General features: G+C 65.5%; 16 protein-coding genes. 4 read left to right on the top strand and 12 right to left on the bottom strand.

The features are described from left to right. Positions 1-13: 13 nt before the first annotated feature. Positions 14-1,204: a PQQ-dependent sugar dehydrogenase gene (locus tag KEG57_RS20590; RefSeq protein ID WP_272421235.1), complete on the bottom strand. Its 1,191-nt coding sequence runs from the start codon at positions 1,202-1,204 to the stop codon at positions 14-16. Positions 1,205-1,576: 372 nt separating this feature from the next. Here KEG57_RS20590 and KEG57_RS20585 point away from each other — a divergent pair, with 372 nt between their 5' ends. The 3 genes from KEG57_RS20585 to KEG57_RS20575 all read left to right on the top strand — a co-directional run bounded on the left by KEG57_RS20585 (position 1,577) and on the right by KEG57_RS20575 (position 5,420). Continuing rightward, entirely contained in the window at positions 1,577-2,194 is a 618-nt protein-coding gene (locus tag KEG57_RS20585) for a hypothetical protein (protein WP_272421236.1), read from the top strand. Positions 2,195-2,523: 329 nt separating this feature from the next. Beyond that, entirely contained in the window at positions 2,524-2,895 is a 372-nt protein-coding gene (locus KEG57_RS20580; RefSeq protein ID WP_272421237.1) for a hypothetical protein, read from the top strand. A 686-nt stretch (positions 2,896-3,581) separates the two neighbouring features. After that, a complete protein-coding gene (locus KEG57_RS20575; protein ID WP_272421238.1) occupies positions 3,582-5,420 on the top strand; it encodes a hypothetical protein in 1,839 nt (612 codons plus the stop codon). Between the two features lie 66 nt (positions 5,421-5,486). Here the strand turns inward: KEG57_RS20575 and KEG57_RS20570 are convergent, their stop codons facing one another. The 6 genes from KEG57_RS20570 to KEG57_RS20545 all read right to left on the bottom strand — a co-directional run bounded on the left by KEG57_RS20570 (position 5,487) and on the right by KEG57_RS20545 (position 10,537). Further along, positions 5,487-6,299, bottom strand: a complete 813-nt coding sequence (locus KEG57_RS20570; RefSeq protein ID WP_272421239.1) for a SagB/ThcOx family dehydrogenase — start codon at positions 6,297-6,299, stop codon at positions 5,487-5,489. Positions 6,300-6,310: 11 nt separating this feature from the next. Then, on the bottom strand, positions 6,311-7,636 hold the full coding sequence (locus tag KEG57_RS20565) for a YcaO-like family protein (RefSeq protein WP_272421240.1): 1,326 nt from the start codon (positions 7,634-7,636) through the stop codon (positions 6,311-6,313). A gap of 43 nt (positions 7,637-7,679) precedes the next feature. Further along, a complete protein-coding gene (locus tag KEG57_RS20560) occupies positions 7,680-8,651 on the bottom strand; it encodes a TOMM precursor leader peptide-binding protein (protein ID WP_272421241.1) in 972 nt (323 codons plus the stop codon). Between the two features lie 249 nt (positions 8,652-8,900). Continuing rightward, the gene (locus KEG57_RS20555; protein WP_272421242.1) at positions 8,901-9,116 is read right to left on the bottom strand and encodes a hypothetical protein; all 216 of its coding nucleotides are present in this window, start codon (positions 9,114-9,116) and stop codon (positions 8,901-8,903) included. A 261-nt stretch (positions 9,117-9,377) separates the two neighbouring features. After that, entirely contained in the window at positions 9,378-9,656 is a 279-nt protein-coding gene (locus KEG57_RS20550) for a hypothetical protein (RefSeq protein ID WP_272421243.1), read from the bottom strand. Between the two features lie 470 nt (positions 9,657-10,126). Next, the gene (locus KEG57_RS20545) at positions 10,127-10,537 is read right to left on the bottom strand and encodes a hypothetical protein (RefSeq protein ID WP_272458712.1); all 411 of its coding nucleotides are present in this window, start codon (positions 10,535-10,537) and stop codon (positions 10,127-10,129) included. A 65-nt stretch (positions 10,538-10,602) separates the two neighbouring features. Here KEG57_RS20545 and KEG57_RS20540 point away from each other — a divergent pair, with 65 nt between their 5' ends. After that, positions 10,603-11,793 (top strand): hypothetical protein, encoded by a 1,191-nt coding sequence (locus tag KEG57_RS20540; RefSeq protein ID WP_272421245.1) that lies wholly within the window; start codon positions 10,603-10,605, stop codon positions 11,791-11,793. A 605-nt stretch (positions 11,794-12,398) separates the two neighbouring features. Here the strand turns inward: KEG57_RS20540 and KEG57_RS20535 are convergent. The 5 genes from KEG57_RS20535 to KEG57_RS20515 form a co-directional block, all read right to left on the bottom strand. Further along, entirely contained in the window at positions 12,399-13,601 is a 1,203-nt protein-coding gene (locus KEG57_RS20535; RefSeq protein ID WP_272421246.1) for a hypothetical protein, read from the bottom strand. An 82-nt stretch (positions 13,602-13,683) separates the two neighbouring features. Then, the gene (locus KEG57_RS20530) at positions 13,684-14,685 is read right to left on the bottom strand and encodes an MBL fold metallo-hydrolase (protein ID WP_272421247.1); all 1,002 of its coding nucleotides are present in this window, start codon (positions 14,683-14,685) and stop codon (positions 13,684-13,686) included. Between the two features lie 827 nt (positions 14,686-15,512). After that, the gene (locus KEG57_RS20525) at positions 15,513-16,319 is read right to left on the bottom strand and encodes a CPBP family intramembrane glutamic endopeptidase (protein ID WP_272421248.1); all 807 of its coding nucleotides are present in this window, start codon (positions 16,317-16,319) and stop codon (positions 15,513-15,515) included. Further along, on the bottom strand, positions 16,316-16,495 hold the full coding sequence (locus KEG57_RS20520; protein ID WP_272421249.1) for a DUF4177 domain-containing protein: 180 nt from the start codon (positions 16,493-16,495) through the stop codon (positions 16,316-16,318). The genes KEG57_RS20525 and KEG57_RS20520 overlap by 4 nt, the downstream gene beginning before the upstream one ends. 87 nt (positions 16,496-16,582) lie before the next feature. Then, positions 16,583-17,476, bottom strand: coding sequence for an alpha/beta hydrolase (locus tag KEG57_RS20515; RefSeq protein WP_272458711.1), 894 nt, complete (start codon positions 17,474-17,476; stop codon positions 16,583-16,585). Positions 17,477-17,539 lie beyond the last annotated feature (63 nt).

Genomic DNA, 17,539 nt, shown 5'->3' with positions numbered 1-17,539 from the left:
AAGGAAAAAGACGTCACCCCTCGGGCGATGGAAGCGGGGCCGGCGGCGGGGACCAGCGGGTAATCCGGTAAATCTTGTCCCCATCGCGAGGACAATCGCCGCGGCCGTCGCAATTGCTCGTCGTCACGTAGAGCGCCCCGTCGGGCCCCGTCACGATGTCGCGGAGCCGCCCGAGCCCCGTCGGCCCCTCGCCCTGGAAATAGACCTCGTGGTGCTCCACGCGCCTCGGGTCCTCCCTGTCGAACGTCACGCGATGCAGGTGCTGCGAGCCGAGCGTCGCCACGAGCAGGCTCCCTTTCCACTCGCGAATCGCGTCGCCCTGGTAAAGCAAGGCCCCGCCCGGCGGCGTCGCCTGCTCGAACACGAGCGACGGCGCCGTCACGCCGAGCGCCACCTCGCAACCGTAATACGTGGGCCACCCGAGATCGTCGCCCGCCCGCGCCCGCGTGATCTCGTCGTGCCCTTCTCGGCCCATCTCTCCGCTCGGCCCGTGATCCGCGACGATCACCTCGCCGCCCGGCGCGAGCGCGAAGGCCTGCACGTTGCGCACGCCGCTCAGGTACACGAGGCTCTTGCGGAACGGATTGTCCCCGGGCACCTCCCCGTCCCGCGTCATTCGCAAGAGCTTGCCGGCGAGGCTCTTCGGATCCCGCGCGAGATCCGGGTGCTGCGCGTCCCCCGTCCCCGCATACAGCATCCCGTCGGGCCCGAAACGCAGCCGCCCGCCATTGTGGAATCGATTCGCCGGGATCCCCTCGACGAGCACCTTGTCGCGCGTCGCGCTCGCGCTGTCGTCCGAAAGTCGATATCTCTCGATCCGATTCTCGGGTCCGTCCGACCCACGCACCGTCAGGTAAATGTAAAAATACCGATTTTGCGTGAATTTCGGATCGACGGCGACGCCGAGCAGCCCGCCTTCGCCCTCCTGCACCACCGAAAGCACGAGGATGGGCGGCGTGAGCCCACCTTGATGCAGCAGCCGGACGCGGCCGGGACGCTCGGTCACGAGCAGGTCGCCGTTCGGCAGGAAGGCGATTCCCCACGGCACTTCGAGCCCGTCCGCGACGGTCTCCGCTTTCAGGGCCGCGCCGCCGGGCGGCCCCGAGCTTGGCCCGGGAACGAGCGTGCATCGGCTGTCGAGGCGCGGCGCGCCGTTCGTCGAGCACGCGCCCCCGAACGCGCCGAGGACCAGCCCGAGCACCACCCCGGCAAGACCGTACCGGCTTCTGGGGAGGGGTCCTTGCGGGCAGGCGCGCGCCATGGAAGCCGCGCTTGCAAGCACGAGGCCCGCGGACGAGCGTTCCGCATCGTATCAGGGCGATGCAGACGCCGAGGGGGTTCGGGACGATTCCGGAACGGATGAACGAACCCCGGAACGCCCTCGCGCGAGGTGCCTCGGCGGGTGCTCCTCGGCGTACGGGCGGTCACATCATGACACGGGCGCCAGCTCGGCGCGAATCTGGACGCGGGCGAGCACGTGACGCGCCGCTCGACGCGAGCGTGCATGCGTCGAGCGGGTGATGCGTCGTGGTTTTTCTCGGGTTGACGAGGGCGCGTTTTCGGATAGAAACGCGCCATGATCGGATTACGTCTCGTAGGAAATCTGCCTGTCGCCGAGCCGAACGAAGACAGGGGCCTCATTACGTGGCTACATTGCGTCGTCTACGAATCGAGCGGCCACAATAAGGACGAATGCGAGGACGACGACGAGGAGGACATTGGTAGCGTGTTGATCGCCCTCATTCACGTTGAGGAAGCCTCGCGCCTGAACGTGTCACTCCTGGACGCGCTCGATGCGGAGGACGCGGAATTCGAGACCATTTATTCGGTTTACTTTGACGACGACTGGTTCAAAGACGAATATGCGCAGGGGCGCGGTAGCGATCTGTTGTACATCGCAGAGATGTCGATCGATGACGCCTATCGGAAGCGGAATGTGGACCTGGCCGTGATCCGCCGGCTATGCACGACCTTTGCCGCTGGCTGCGAGCTTGTCGTGATGCCGTATACCAGCGAGGACGAGACAAAGCGTTGGTCAACGCTCGGATTTGTCGTCAGCACGGAAGGGCAGCCGAGCGGTTTGATGCACCTACAGCAGGCTTCGGGCGGGCCCCGCGTGGTAGATTTTGCTGGGAATGGCCGGTTTCGCGTGCTTCCGAATGTGGAGCCGAGAAGGCTCCGAAAGATGGATTGAAACCTCCGGAGAACGCCGGTCCCTGCTCGTGTGCTTGCTGGGTTCGGGCATCCGGGCATCGAAGCGGCGCGGTGAGCGGCGAAATCTCCTCCGAGGTCTCGCCGCCGTGACCGTGCTCGTGAGCCAGTTTCCGCCGCTCCCGGATGCCGGGGGGCGGAGCGGCAAAATGAAGGTCCGGCTCGCGGAGCTCGCCCAAGCGCCATCGGCCTGAGACTAGGTTTTGTTGCGCGCGCGACGAACTTTGTGTAGTCCATCTCTTACGTGTCCCGAAGAACAGAGGCCCGCCACCGGTCAAACCGAAAGACGATTTTCCTTTAGGATGCACCCTCATGAGCTACGCCGTTTACATCCTCCCGCGCCGGGTCCAGACGAAGTTCAAAGCGAAGACACGTCAGCTGCTTGAAGCGCTCGAACGCGAGGCGCTCGGTGAGCACGTCCTCGATCGCTTCACGGAAGCGGAGCTTGAAGCGCTGACCGAGCGGCTCGCCTTCGGGTGGGAAGAACAGAAGAACACCAAACGAGGCCGTCGGTATTCGATGCCCGACTTCGGTGCCGAGGCGCTCTTTACACCCTATGCTCTCTTTCTTTCGTGCCCGGCAGGGAGCGATGCCATCTTCGAGATTTCGCAATGGGCCTCGGAAACGGCGTTGGGATCGGAAACTTTCGCCAAGTTCGATCCGCAAGAGGGATCTTGGGAGTAGAAAACGCCGCGCGATGTGACATTCGCGATCAACGAGAAAGACCGGGCAACCTGCCGCGGGGGTCGAGGTCGAGGCCGGCGATCCCGGCGAGGTCGAGGGCAATGAAGTGCCGGGGCCGCGTCGAGGGTGACGAGGGCGGACGGCGTCGACCCGAAAAACGAAGCCCTGCGTCTGCTGCTACCGCATGGACTGAGGCTCCTCCACGAAAGTCTACCTCCCCCGGCGCCACGCGTGGCATTCCGTCCACCTCTGGTTTCACGGCGCGGCAATCTTCCCAGGGATTTCGAGCCCTTGACCGCGCTCGACATCGGCGAGCTTGCCTCTCCCGGACGGGTGCAGGGCACACGTTTACCCGTGAAATGCGCTTCCCCGTGAAGGGGCCGTTCTCGCCGGCCGTCTGTCGGGGCCACGATCTCCGGGCCGTCACTCGATGCCATGGCGCGCTGCGCCCTTAAATTTCCGCTACAATCGCACGCCGGACCACGTGCTCGACGCCGCTCGACGGTGGGACGTGGGGGCGCCCTCGGGGAGCGGAAGGGCGGCATTTCCGCCGCCCCCCTCGCGGCGAAATCTTCACGTGCTTTCGATTGCTTGGACCGCGGTGGCCAGCGCCTCGAAGGCGGATATCGCCATCCGGACCGCATGCGGCCGTTGCCAAGGCGCACGTGGTCTCGCATCATACGCTCGTGCAACGCAAAAGCCCCGTCGCTCACCGGCGCTTCGTGCTCCTCTCCCTGCTCGCGCTCGGCTCTTGCGGCACGGACCACGCGCTCGCCCAGTCCACCTCCGCTTCCCCTGCAAATGTTGCCGCGCAAGAGGTGCAGCGGGGCGTCTCGCTCGTCCTGACGGTGGACGACACCGACCTCGCCGTCGGCGATGAGCTCCACTTTCACCTCGCGTTCCGCAATGCCTCGGGTGACGCGGCTGTCGTCGTCCCGCCCCTCGACGGCTCCTGGGGCGGCATGCGACAGCCCGCCTATGAGCTCGTCTTCGCGGATGCCAAAGGCCAGCCGCTGCCGCACGCGCTGGGCTTCACGCCCAACGCGCGGTGTGGTCTCACGAATCCGATCGAGCCGAAGGATCGACGCGTCCTCGGCGCGCGTAGCAAGCTCGAGATCGACGACGCGCACGCCTGGGCGCCTTCGTTCCGCGTCCTCGATCACGCCCGGCCCGGCGTGGTGTCGCTACGCGTGCGCTACCGGGCGGACGGCCTATCCGGGGCCACGCCGCTCGCGCTCGTCTCGAACCCTGTCGAGCTCACCATTCGCGGCGGCAATGAGGCGCTCTGGGCCTGCCGCAACGCGCAGGTCGAGCGGGCCAGGCAGCACGTGTATGCGGAGAACACGCCCTCTCGGCTCGTCGCACGCGAGAACGGCTACCTCCTCGTCTATCGACGGACCGAGACGCACGTGCGGCCTGGGGACACGAGCTCCATCGGGGCCGTGTTCGCCCAGCAGCTCGGGCCTCGGGGCGAGCCGGTCGGGGCGCCCGTCGAGCTCGCGCGGAGCGATAACGACTGGCTGGGGCTCGTCGAGACGCTGGACGTTCCGGGCGGGCTGCTCGTGGCCTTCACGACGGCCCGTGGCAAGGAGGACCGCGACGTTCGTCTGGTGTACGTGGACACGAGCCAGGGAGCGCCGAGGCCGGGGTCGATCAAGACGATCTCGACGGAGCCCGGGCGGCCGGTTTTTCTCGCGCTGGCGCGCGCCGGAGCCCGCGCGGGTATCGTTTGGCAAGGCCGTGTGGGCGGGGACGAGGTATTGAGGTTCAGGCCGCTCGGGCTGAATGGCGAGCCCACGGGGGGCGCGGTATCGATTTCGTCGAGCGCCGGTCTCGCGGGCGGAGAGATGTTATTCGAGCCCGTCGGCGGCGATTATTTGCTGGCCTGGCACCAAGGTGGTCCCGAGCTTCGGCTCCAGCGCCTTGCTGCCGATGGTGCGCCTTTGGGGAGCGCCGGCACGGTCAAGCTCGCGGACACGGGGACGCTCGTCGCGCTCGGGACGCTTGGCGACCGGGTGGGCATCGTGGTTGGCGATAACGGCGTGAATCATGCAATCGCGCGGGATACCATGGGTCTGCACGCGCTCGAGCTTTCGGCCGCCGACTTCCGCGTGCTCTCCGACGCGCCGGCCAGTCCTTGGGACCAGCATACGGCGCGCTTCGGCGCCGCGGCGTGGATCAACAGCCGGCTCACGCGTGTTTGGAGCGAGGATCGAAAATTGGTCTTTGCGTCGGAACCTGGAGCGCAGGCGCCGCAGGTCCTCCTGAGCCAAGCGGCCGGCGGGACGCACGGACTCTGGGCGACAGCGGACAAGAGCCGGATCCTCGCCGCCTGGACCGATTCCCGCGATGACGATCAGCGCCAATGCGCTCCATCGAGCAACTGCGTGAATGAGGTGTACGTGGCCGTCCTCGATCCGACCGGCAAGGTGCTCGTTCCGCCGGCGCGCGCCACGAGGACAGCGGTTCCGAGGCCGGTCGCGCTTCACCAGGCAAACTGGGCCGAGCTCTGCGCGAGAAAATAGCGGGCATCCCCTCGAGCCATGGGAGATCCCAAGACGCAAGCACGGTCCTCTCCTCCGACGACAGCGTCACGCGCGCCTGCCGACGACCATCGGGGCGAGCGCAGATTCCTCGACGCCGTCGATCTCCAGGAGCCGATTGAGACGATCATCCATGAATCCACCGAGCCACACGGAGCCTAGGCCCATGGATGTCGCCATCAGGCTCAGGTTCTGGCCGGCTTCGCCGCACTCCATCAGCACCATGCGATAGCCGCGGTCACCGTACTTGAGCGTCGATCGAATGAATACGCCAGAGATCACGACGAGCATGCAGGACGACGACAGCTCGACGCCCTCCAGGGTTATGCAGGCCTCCAGCTGCTCTCTGTAGTCGCCTCGACGGATGAAGTCGAGGCCGTGGCGCTGCGGCGCATAGTGATAGAGCCCTGGCTCCAGCGCTTCGACCCGGAACGCGAACACGTAGACCTCCAGCGGGTACAAGGCTCCACCCGAGGCGACGGCCCGGAAGCAGCCGTCCTTCTGCGTCTGTCCGTACATGAAGAAGAGCAGTCGCGACAGATCGCCCAAAGAGATCGCCCCGCCGGTGTAACGGCGGACGGAACGGCGATCATGAATGGATTGCTCCAGCGTGTTGAGGGCCTCCGGGATCTGCAGCGGGCGCGCCTCGGCCAGGCTATAGAGCTTGCATGGCTTGCTGAGCATCTCCATGACTTCCTCGTCGCGACGGATCGAGGCGATCTGGAGCATGGCCATCCTGCTGCTGCTGGCGGCGTTGTACTTGCTGCTCTCATGAAAGAGCTGGTAGCCGGAGGTGCGGCAGGCCAGAGGTCCGAAGGCCGCGTTCTGGCCGAGCTTGGCGAGCAACTTCAAATCCTTCATCACGCCACTCCTCAGGGGAAAGGGTGAGGGTAAGGGTTGTATCCATGGCTGCCGGTTCGCCCAGGCTGCCCTCCGGCCAGCGAGCCTCGGAGTGCGTCGAGCCGTGGAACGCCCAGGAAGGGAAGATTGTGATCTCCGTGCAACGGCACGAGTCCGGGGACCAGCACCCTCACGACATGCAAACCGATGTCCTGAATATCCGGCGTGGTGATATCCACGACGATGACCTCGTACCCTCGCTCGTCGAGGAATTTGACAGCCCTGTTCACATCCCCAAGCACACGCCCGGTGGAGCGGCTGGGCAGATCGGAAGAGCAGACGACCCCGGGGACTTCCCTGCAGAAGGCGAAGGCCTCCTCGATCAGCTCGGGACGGTGGTTGTATACCATAAAGTGCTCGTCGAATGTAGTGACATTGGTGAAGTCCTCGCTGGGATACCAATCTTGCATCTCGTTTCGGAGATAGCGGACGTAGGCCATCTCCTGGCAGGCCTCGAGCAGCGACTTCTCGATCGCTCGTTCGGGGTCCAGGCGAGCCGCTGTTCCGACCAGCAGCACGGGGCCGAACTCCGCGGGGCGCTGGATGACGGCGAAGGAGCAGAACACCGGGATATCGAGGGTGATATCGAATAGCGAAATGTTGATCGACGGGTGCTCGGCGAGGCAGCACGTGGCCAGGAACTCCTCGAGCCTGGGGCTGTTGGCGCGAACGCGCCGGGCGACGTATCGATGCAGCCAGGCGTTCGTGAAGGCATCGCGCTCGATCACCTCGTACACCCCTGAGAGTATCGCCTCCTCGAGCGTGTTTCCGGCCGCCAGGCCGCTCGACGCATTGGACATGATGGCGGCTTCGTCCGCGTCGAATGTGTAGTTCAGGTATACCTGGCAGGCCGGGACAAGGCGCCAGCGGTCCTGGGTGAGCGAGTAACCCCAGGCCCATCGGATGACGCTGTCCTCATCAAAGAAGGCCCAGTCCGTCGGGTTCCTCTCGATCTGTTCACGCGACAACAAGCTGACGAGGGTCGGATTCACCGCGAGGTCGTTGAGGTTCCGGGCGCAATCGAGGACCAGGTCCCGCTTATCGTAGAAGTTCATGCAGTAGCGCTCGACGGCTTCCCCGATGGTGGCCGCCAGCGCCGCGTCCATCGTCAGCCCCGCTCCACCGCTCTTGCTGGTCTTGCTGGCGTTGGTCGCCGTCGAGAACCGGGCAGCGTCACTCGCGACGGCTGCGAAAGATTCGCAGTGCGGGTCACCGGGTTGATGGACGCCGGCGCAGATCATCTGGAGGATGCCTGTACGCGGGGACACGAGGCGGCCACCTTTCTGCACCGTCTCCATCGGAGAGCTCCAAGGCACGTCCCGTAGCTCCAGTCGATTGCGATTACCTGCCTTGGCGTGAGACATAACACGGCTCCTTCCAGGGGAAAAACGTCTCCTGACCGAGGCGGCAGCGGCACTGCGGTAGCCGTAACACATCATGAAATTCGCTGGACCACGTGGTCGTGTCGACGGTCAATAGTCTGCCGACGAGCTGGGGGGCGCTGTACCCGGTGATGAATTTTACCACTTCCATGACGGCGATGCCGGCGGTGAGCTCATAGAATGCGGCGAGGCCGCCGATCTCGGCGCTCGCATGCTGCTGGCGTCGGAGGTGCTCGCGAAAAGCGAGGTACTCGCCGGGGAACCGTAGATTGCTGAGCACCCGGCCTTCCATGCAGGAGTAGCAAGCCGACTCGCGCGGGACGAACAACGGCCCGATGCTCGCCTCGCGCGAGCTATCGACCTGGAGGAGCAACCAAGGAACGTTCCTCTCGAAGGAGAATTCTTCCATCGATTCCAGCAGCTCCGGATCGTCCGCCGCCAAGGCCACGATGAACAGGTCCGGCAAGGGCGCCGCGAGGCCATCGGGCCAGATGCGTCGACGATCGAGACTGTGAACCGCGACCCGCGCGACGGACGATAGCCGCGTGCTGGCTACGCTGAGCTCGCATCGAGCGAGCTCGGGACGCACGGGAAAGACGAGGACATCTTCGATGCCCGATTGCGTGAGCTGCCGGAGGACGACCGGGCCGAGCCCTGCGTCGCAAACGAGACCAACCCGCGAGCTCTGCAGTCTTTTCTGCAAAGCGCGGCCCCCATCGTCCGCGAAGCGCGAAAAGAAGCTCCGCTGACGCCGGATGGCCGGATCGTCCTGCTCGTCCTCGTCGAGCGGGGCGTCCAGCGCATGCTCGAGGATCGCGGTCCGCTCGAGCCGCTCGAGCAGGGCTCGGGCGGTCGCAGCAGATAGTCCTTTTCGGTCGAGCTCCATGAAGATCTCGGACGTCTCGTGGGTCCCATCAAGATAAGGAAGCATTGCGCTCAGCACCCGTGCGGCGTCGTCCCCCTTCGCTCGTATACGAACGAGCTCTTCAGCTCCTCCTCGGATGCCCCACTCCTCGTCAGAGATCGGAAACACCGTCAAATGTTGCTTGATCTTCGGCTTCATGAACACACCGCGAGGAGCCGGGGAACCACCGGCGACCGGGAGAGCCTGGAGGAAGGGACGGACGACCGCAGCGAGTCACCGTGACCGGCGGCCATGCCCATGAACATGCTTGCTCGGCTAGGATCCGCTTCCCATGCGCGGCCTGCTCCCGCCGGGGGTGGAGGTGCTGTTACAGCTTCTGGCGCTGTTACTGCTGCTGGAGCAACAAGGAAGAGGAGGTGCCGCGGTGTAGATGCCTTGTTGTCCGGAAGAGTGCTCGCCGAGCACCTCGATCTCGAACACAGGCTCGTCGCTTTCCAGATAGCCATTGCTCATGATGACTTTCTTGCTCATGATGATTTTCCCGTTCTTTCTGGCCAAGGCTCGTCGGTTTCCCCTTCGGGAGTTTACGAGGCTGACGAGCTCAGCCTGGAGGGATCCATTCCCATCTCTCCGTGCTGACAATCTGGCGTCCATCTAGGCTCGTAATGGCGGCGCGGCTCGCGTCAATGGGATGATGGGGCCGAGAGCAGCCCCCGCCGAGCGCTCCACCTTGCTCCACCTTGCTTGTCCAATACGCTCAAGTGCGCTCATGCGCTGAAGTAGCCTCCCGTGCTAAGCCTTGCCCGGATATGCCTCAGCCTTGTCGCTCTCGTTCGTGGGCAGCTCGGAGCAGCGCTTGGGGAGCCAGAGCAGCTGGATGTTCAGGTCAGCGGCGACGTTCTGTGAGGCGTGAGCGCCACCACCCGCCAGCGCATTTTGCCCGAGCATTCGGGACACCGTCACGTCAATCGCAAACACATGCCGCAGGAGCCTCGCCCACGGCTTGCAGCGCATGGCGTCTTTGATATCGAAGGCGGCGAGCCCGTGATCGAAGTCCTCCCCCTTCGACATCGAAGGCGGCGAGCCCGTGATCGAAGTCCTCCCCCTTCGACATCGAAGGCGGCGAGCCCGTGATCGAAGTCCTCCCCCTTCGACATCGAAGGCGGCGAGCCCGTGATCGAAGTCCTCCCCCTTCGACATCGAAGGCGGCGAGCCCGTGATCGAAGTCCTCCCCCTTCGACATCGAAGGCGGCGAGCCCGTGATCGAAGTCCTCCCCCTTCGACATCGAAGGCGGCGAGCCCGTGATCGAAGTCCTCCCCCTTCGACATCGAAGGCGGCGAGCCCGTGATCGAAGTCCTCCCCCTTCGACATCGAAGGCGGCGAGCCCGTGATCGAAGTCCTCCCCCTTCGACATCGAAGGCGGCGAGCCCGTGATCGAAGTCCTCCCCCTTCGACATCGAAGCCGGCGAGCCCGTGATCGAAGTCCTCCCCCTTCGATATCGAAGCCGGCGAGCCCGTGATCGAGGTTCCCGAACCTCGTTCACGGATCGCGCATACTCTCGCCAGAAGCTCGTGCAGCTCGAAAACGACGAATCGTATCCCATCGCGCCACGCCTTCTTCAACGCATGGCGCAGCATCACCGTCGCGCGTTCGATCGCTCTCCACCATCCGAAGCGCGGACGCACGAGCTGCCACACCATGACAAGCGACGAGCGCTGGATCGAAATCGTCCACCGTATTCCCGTCGTCCCAGAGCCCCTCCACAGTTCGTCCGCGCTTCTTCAGCGCGGCGCCGGCAACCGTGCGCAGAAAATCACCCCTCCGGGCGCCGGTGCCGCAGCAACGTCGGATTCTTGCCGCGTTGGCAGGATAACCGGCAGGCGCCAACCAGGGTTGCCAAGGCGCGAGGGCGCAGACCGAAAAAAGCGCCGCAATTTCCGCGGCATGCACGTTGCCATGCTCCAGGCCTGGAGTGTCGAATTGCTCCAGGCAATTCCCAAGGAGAGGAGAGAGGCATGAGGCATTCATTGTTGTTTCGAGCGGGTGGAGTCGTTCTGGCGGCGGCGGCCTTCGCATTCGCGGCCGGCTGCAATGCCATCGTGACGAGCGCCGGCGCAGGTGACGACCTGGATGGCAGCGGGCGGCAGGGAGGCAGCAAAGAAGAGCTCGGTGAAGGCAGCACCGGGGGCGATAGCAGCGGTCAGGTAGGCAGCAGCGGTCAGGGAGGCAGCGGCGGACAGGGAGGCGGCGGCGGGCAGGGAGGCGGCGGCGGAAGCTTGCCGGCCTGTAATGACGGGACGACGACGGTCCTGGCCATCGACAAGTTCCTGCTGGGCGAGACGGATCCCGACGGCACGCCGAACCCCGCCACGGCCTGGAAGCACTATGGATTCAACCTCGATGGCGTGACCTCGACGAAGAACTCCGTCGGCTTGTGCCAGCCGGCGGCCGGCGGCGTCCCCGCCGCAGCGTACCCGGACGGGTACGATGGCAAAGACAACTCCTTCGGCAAGAACATCTTTCCCATCATCCTGGGGCTCTACACCGCGTACCCGAGCGTCGTGAACCAGGACGTGCAGGCCGGCAACTTCACCTACATGCTGGCCATCGAGGGGCTGGGCGCGTCGACGTCGTGCACGGCGACGAGCAAGCTCTATCGCGGCGACAACCTGGGGACGCTGCCGCAATGGGACGGGACCGACGCCTGGCCCCTCGGCCCGGATTTCCTGCTCGACCCGATGAATCCGGCCTCGGCGAAGAACGTGTTTCTGCAGAGCGTGATCGATCAGGACGTGTACCGATCCGGCCCCGAGGCTAACTTCGACCTGGTGCTCGGTGATGGAAGCGGCGCGATCATCTCGGCGATCCCCATTCGCCACGCGCGCCTCGAAATGAAGCTCTCTCCAGGCCACGACGGGGCCATCGAGGGCCAGCTCGGCGGCATCATCGATACCGAGGCGTTCGTGGCGGAGATCGCGAAGTCGGCAGCGAAGTTCGATTCGTCGTTCTGTGATCAGAACTCGCCGACGATGCAATCGATCCTCAACCAGATCCGCCAGGCGTCCGATATCCTGAAGGACGGGACGCAGGACCCGACGAAGACGTGCGACGGGATCTCGATCGGAATCGGATTCACGATGAAGGCGGTCGAGCTCGGCGCCGTGGCCCCGCCGGACCCGCCGCCGGTCGATCCCTGCGTGCCCTGATCACGCGTCCCGGGCGAACCGAGGCCCGCGTCATCGCGCACGAACGTTGCCCCCCTACGGTTGAGACGTCGGCGGGCGCCGCATCGGCGTAGGTCGGGTTTTGGTCGTGTAGCAGCGCTGGGGCAATATGGATGGGGACCTCTAGCCAGGCGATCCCACCGCAGTTGTCGCAGACCACCTCCTAGCCGATACCGGCACAGCCTCTCCACACGGTGGCGATCGCGGCCATCGATCACCACGTCCGCGTGAATGTCGAAGCCCATCACCACGGAAACACGCTCACCGTCGCGCGGTCGACCGCCCTCCACACATCCGAAGCGCGGACGCACGAGCTGCCACACCATAACAAGCGACGAGCGCTGGATCGAAATCGTCCACCGTACTCCCCTCGTCCCAGAGCCCATCCACAGCTCGGCCGCGACGTCGGCCGCGCTGCTCGCGCGCTCGGCCCTGACGCGCGAGGCGCCGAAGCTGCTCGAGGCCTGCCTCCCGCGTCGCGAGCAAGCCTTCGGTTGAACGCAAAAGCATCGACGAAGGAGGACGCCGATGGCAACGATCATCGCGTCGCGAGCGTCGCGACTCCCCCCGTAGCTCGCGTGAGCCGCTCACTTCGCGGGAGCAGACGTCGATTGCGCGGGGGCGACCGAGTGTGGGCCGCAGGTGCCGCGGATCGGGGGCCCCGCCACGGCGGGGCGTGTTCCAAAGGCCACCCATCCGGACCTCTTGTCGGGTGGGGGGAAGCGGGTGTGCCGCACGGCGTCGACGAGACACGATCGAAGCGTGCCATCGAGAGCGTCGTCGCTGTCGATGCATGCGTCCTCCACGTTCCCGTCGGGGCGAATCAGAGCACGGACGTCGAGCGTCCCGCCGACCCCTGCGGGAAGCTTCGTCCCGCACGAGGACGCTGCGCGCTCGAACGCCTTCATGACACCTGCGTGCTTCTCGTCGCTGTAGTCCCCTTGGGGCTGGATCGCCGTGCTCTCGTACACACCCGGTCGGCAGCGCTCGGGCGCTTCGGTCGGCACGGGCCAGTGAGGCCTCGTCAACGCGGTCGGGCCCGGCGCTGCCGTCGGAAGCGGCGTCGCGAGGACGACGCTGCCTGTCGCCTCGCGGAGCGTGTCGAGCGTCTCCTGAACGCGCGTGAGCGGAGCCGCGCCTTCGGCCGCGACGATCCACACGGCCGCCTGCGCGAGAGCGGCGGTCACGAGCTTGGGTGGCACCTTCTCGAGATGCCGAAACCCCACGGTACCGTGCATGCCGAGGTAGACCGAACGGTCCGTGACGACCAGGACCATTGTGTTCGCGCGCAAGACGAGACGTGGGACGGGCGTGAGCGCAACGAGATCGAGGTAGTTCCCGCCGTCTGTCACGAAAGGACGCACGAGTCGGGTGCCCCAAGCGAGGTCGCCACCGACGTAGACGTTGCGGTCGAGCAATGCATCGAGATCGTCGGGAGGGTCGGGGAGGTCGCCCTCATTGACGTCGAGCGTCTCGAGCACGAGCGCGCGGGTCTCGTCCTCTCGTACGAGGCAGGCGCCGGCCCGCTTGGCCGGCGCAACGTCGCGGGCTCGCGCGACGAGATCACGAAAGGTGGCTTCTTGTGGGACGGTGATCGGACCGGTCCAGGTTGGTCTGGTCACCGTCCGCGCAGGTAGCGGAGGGGCTGCGACGTCGAGCGTGCGCGGTGGGGCGGGCGCCGTCGCGCCTCGATTGCATGCGAGCGAGCAGCCGGCGAGGAGCAGCCATGCGCAAGCCGCGAGGATCGACCTGCGCGCTTCGACTCTGGACGGGCGGAGCGGCACCTGCATCGGCGCCTCGCTTAATCCTTCAGCTCGTTCGCTGCAAGCTTGTCGGCCCTCGTGTCTTGCGGAGCGCAGCTGAAAGAGCCAATCAGCGGGTCAGGCCCTGAAGACTGTAGTAGCGAGGGATCCACTGGAAGCCTCCTGCCTTGTCGGATCGGACATAACCCAAGCCCGGAAACGAGATGTGCGCAGCGGCCACCAGCGTGCGGTCGTCTGCGAATTTCTTGAGCATCTCCCATCGGTCCGCAGCGGCAGCGCTTTCGTTTGCGTCGAAGTTGATCGTCGCTTGCGGTTGGGGCAGCTGCACGGCGGCCGCATGCACCAGGTCGCCAAAGAACACGAGCTTTTCTCCCTTGCTCTCGACTTGAAAAAGGGTATGCCCGGGTGTGTGGCCGTGCGCGGGAATGGTCTTGATGCCTGGAAACAGCTCACCGGCCCCCTGGAACAGGGCCACCTTTCCCGCAGCCTCGTACGGCATCAGGGCAGCCCGCGATTGCGGGAACATGTCTTTCTGGTTGGCGGGAGCGGCCGCCTCGGCCTGAGGATCGAAGCGGTAGTCGCGGTCGGCCTTGTCCACGTAGACGACGGCGTTGGGAAAGACGCGTTTGCCATCGACCGTCAGGCCGCCGGAGTGGTCCCCATGCAGGTGCGTCAGCAGAACCGCATCGATTTCATCCGGGTCGTAGCCGGCGGCTTTGAGGTTGTCGACCAGCCGGCCGCCGCTGGTGCCGAAGAGCGTTCCCGCGCCGGCATCGATGAGCAACAGCTTGCTGCCCGTATTGACCAGGAGCGCATTGATCGATGTTTCGGTCGGATAGGCTTCGAACCCCGCCGTGAGCAAGCCACGCACCTCGGCGGGGGTGATGTTGGACATCATCTGATCCAGAGGCAGTGAAACGGTGCCGTCGGACAGCGCCGTGAGCTCATAGTCGCCCAGTTGCATGCGGTAGAAAGCGGGCGCTTGCGACTTCAGCAGTCCGCGCGCTGCACCCTTGGGTTCGGCGGCATGTGAGCTGCCGCATCCGACGAGCCCGAGCGTGGCAATGACGCCGGCCGCCATCAAAGTCAAGAGAGTCTTGTGAATACCCATGATGTATCTCCAGTAAATGGGCTCCAAGCATCCACTCGACGATGCGAATGCGTCCATTGGTTTGTACCTGCGCGGTCGATGCCTGGAGCGCTCAGGACGAACAAACCAGGATTTCTGCCTCCTCGGCGCGTAGCATTCTTGCCATGCGGCGGCCAACGATATCCTTATACACCATTCGGAGCCCCGCTTCCTGCCCTGGAGCTCCCCGTTCTCTCCGTCTTGGGCGTCTTGCCCGAGCATTCGGGACACACCGTCACGTCAATCGCAAACACATGCCGCAAGAGCCACGCCTACGGCTTGCGGCGCATCTTGCCCGCGTCAAAACCCGACTGAGCCTCCATCTGCCCGAACAGCGATGGATGTTCAATGCCTGGCGAGTCCCACGCTCACCGCATTTGCGTGCGCCGTGCCATGCGAAACGGCCGCCCCCAATCGCTCATTTCATCCACCGAAGGATGACGGCCGCCACCCCCGCCATGGCGGGCCCCACCCGGCAAGCGCCTCGCTGCATCCTCGAAGTCACCTCGGCGCGGGCTCGGAGCCGAGGTACGCTTCATCGATATGCCGCGGCCCGGGCATCGAGGTGCTCGGCGAGCCCGGAATTCCCCGCCGAAATCTTCCCCGAGGTCCCGCGGCCGTGACCGCGCTCGACGAAATGTTTCCTTCGTGCTTCCGCGCCCTCGAGCTCGCCAACCATCGGCGAAGACTCTCAGGCGCGACGCAATGCAGCCACAAACGGACCATCGGCGTCCCATCTCGGCCCATGGGTGGAGCAGTCCGCGGCGGAGCGGGACAGCGGCGCGAGCCGGAAATCTTCTTTCGCCACGTCAGGCTCCTTTCGCTATCAGTGGAGCCAGTACGTGCAACACGATGTCGGCGCTGAAGTGGGCGAGGATCGCCATCTCCAGCCCGCGCTTCCAGTACAGCCAACCGAACGCCAGTCCGGCGATGGAGTTGAGCAGCACGGTGCGTACGACGACAACCGCATCGAGCCCCCAGACGTGGTGCGCGGCGGCCAGGTGGCCCACGCCGAACAGCAGCGCGGCAATGGCTATCGCAATCCAGTAGACGCGCGGCGACGGCATGGCCTTGCGCAGCACCGCGACCAGCCACACCATCAGCGTCATCAGGAACAGGCGCAGTTGCAGTTCCTCGGCGATGCCGCCATAGAACGAAGCGAGGAAACCGTTCAGCGCCGATTCTCCGGCACCGGATTTCGCCGGCGGGTGCAGCATCGGCGGCAGGAACGGATCGATCACCGCGGACAGGGCGACGACCGCAAGCGCGGCGGCAACGCCGAGCAGGATCGCCTGCAGCGGCCGCGGCGCGATGACCAGCGGCTCGCGGTTGATCCAGCGTTGCAGCAGCGGCGCGCCGAGGCCGACGCGACGGCCCATGCGCAGGCCGGCCAGCGACATCAGGCCCATCAGGACCAGCGCCTGCAGCGACTGTGCGACGACCAACACCGGGATCGGCACCGGCAGCTTCGCGAACGTGTCCGGCATCAGCTGCACCAGGTACGGGACCAGCGCGGCCACAGCCAGCGCCGAAACCACGCCGAGCAGCACGGCGATCTTCAGGTCGGGCTTCCACGGGGCGGTGGAAGCGGGCAGGGTGGTCGTGGCGGCCATCATTGCGCTATCTTGAACACCAGCATCGCCGGCGCTATCGGCGCGGGAACGATGAGCTGGACCAGTTCCCAGCCCAGGTTGCCCTGCCTGTTGAGTTCTTCCTGCATCGCTTCGGGCTTGAAGTTGCCTATCAGCGACGGCTTCAATTCGCTGATCTGGTGACGCCAACGACTGCTCATGGCTCGTGCGCTCAGGACGAATAAATCAGGATTTCTGCTCCTCGGCGCGTAGCATGCTTCCCATGCGCGGAATCCTTGGGGGCCCCATCAGGGGCCGATCGGAGCCCCTCCACCGGGGGCAGTGAGCAAAATCGGAAGCCACCGGCCGAGCGTCAACCCCACCATGGCGTCGTGTGGCATCGGCTCGCGCGGCTGCACGTGCTCGAGCTCCCGCAGAAACCCGGCCGCAGCGGGGTTCTGGGCCACGCCCTTCGTGAACACCGAGCGAAATTCGCCGAACGGCCGCTTCGCCCAGGAGAGCGTCTGCCACGAGACGATCACGTGCATGTCGGATCGACAGCTCGCGAGCACCTTCGCCATATCGGGCAGCATGCACGTGTCGATCACGAGCGCCGCGTGCACCTTGGTTTTCCCGCCGATCGCGCTTCCGATACCGCCGCGCGTGTTGCACCCGCCGCCCGAGTGCGCCGCGACGAGGATGCGGCTCGCGTCGATGGTGGCCGTTCCGCCCAGCGCTTTGTTCGTCTCCTCGATGAACCGATCGAGATCGAAGGCGGGCCAGCTCGTCACGGCGTTCGTCACGGCCGAGGGGACGATCGAGCTCGGCGCGGCCACGATCACCGGCGGGATTTTCCCTGTCTCGACGAGCCCGGCCACGATGCGCCGCACGTCGCCCTCGTTTCCGCCGCCCATCCAGCGATACTTGATGCGCTCGGTGTTCAGGCCGTGGATGAAGACCAAGAGCGGCCGCTTGGCGCCGGCGTCGGCGAGGGCCGTGCGATGCACGAACGCCCGTCCGAGCCAGGCGCGCTCCGGATGTCCGATGTCCTTGCCGTCCCACGCGTAATCGAGCGTCTTGCCGTCGAGCGGAGGCGGCGGAGGCGGCTTCTTCTTGCCCTTGGCCCACGCGGGGGACGCGGCGAGGAGGAGGACGAGCGTGAACACGATCGTCGCGATCGAGGGCGGGGCGGGGCGCTTCATGGACGAACCCATGATAGCGTAGACGGGCGGAAAATCGCGAAAAAATCAGGCGGACGGGACGGG

The organism is Polyangium jinanense (genome assembly GCF_028435365.1).
Note: the sequence above shows the minus strand (reverse complement) of the source record. Positions and strands in the feature narration are given on the sequence as shown.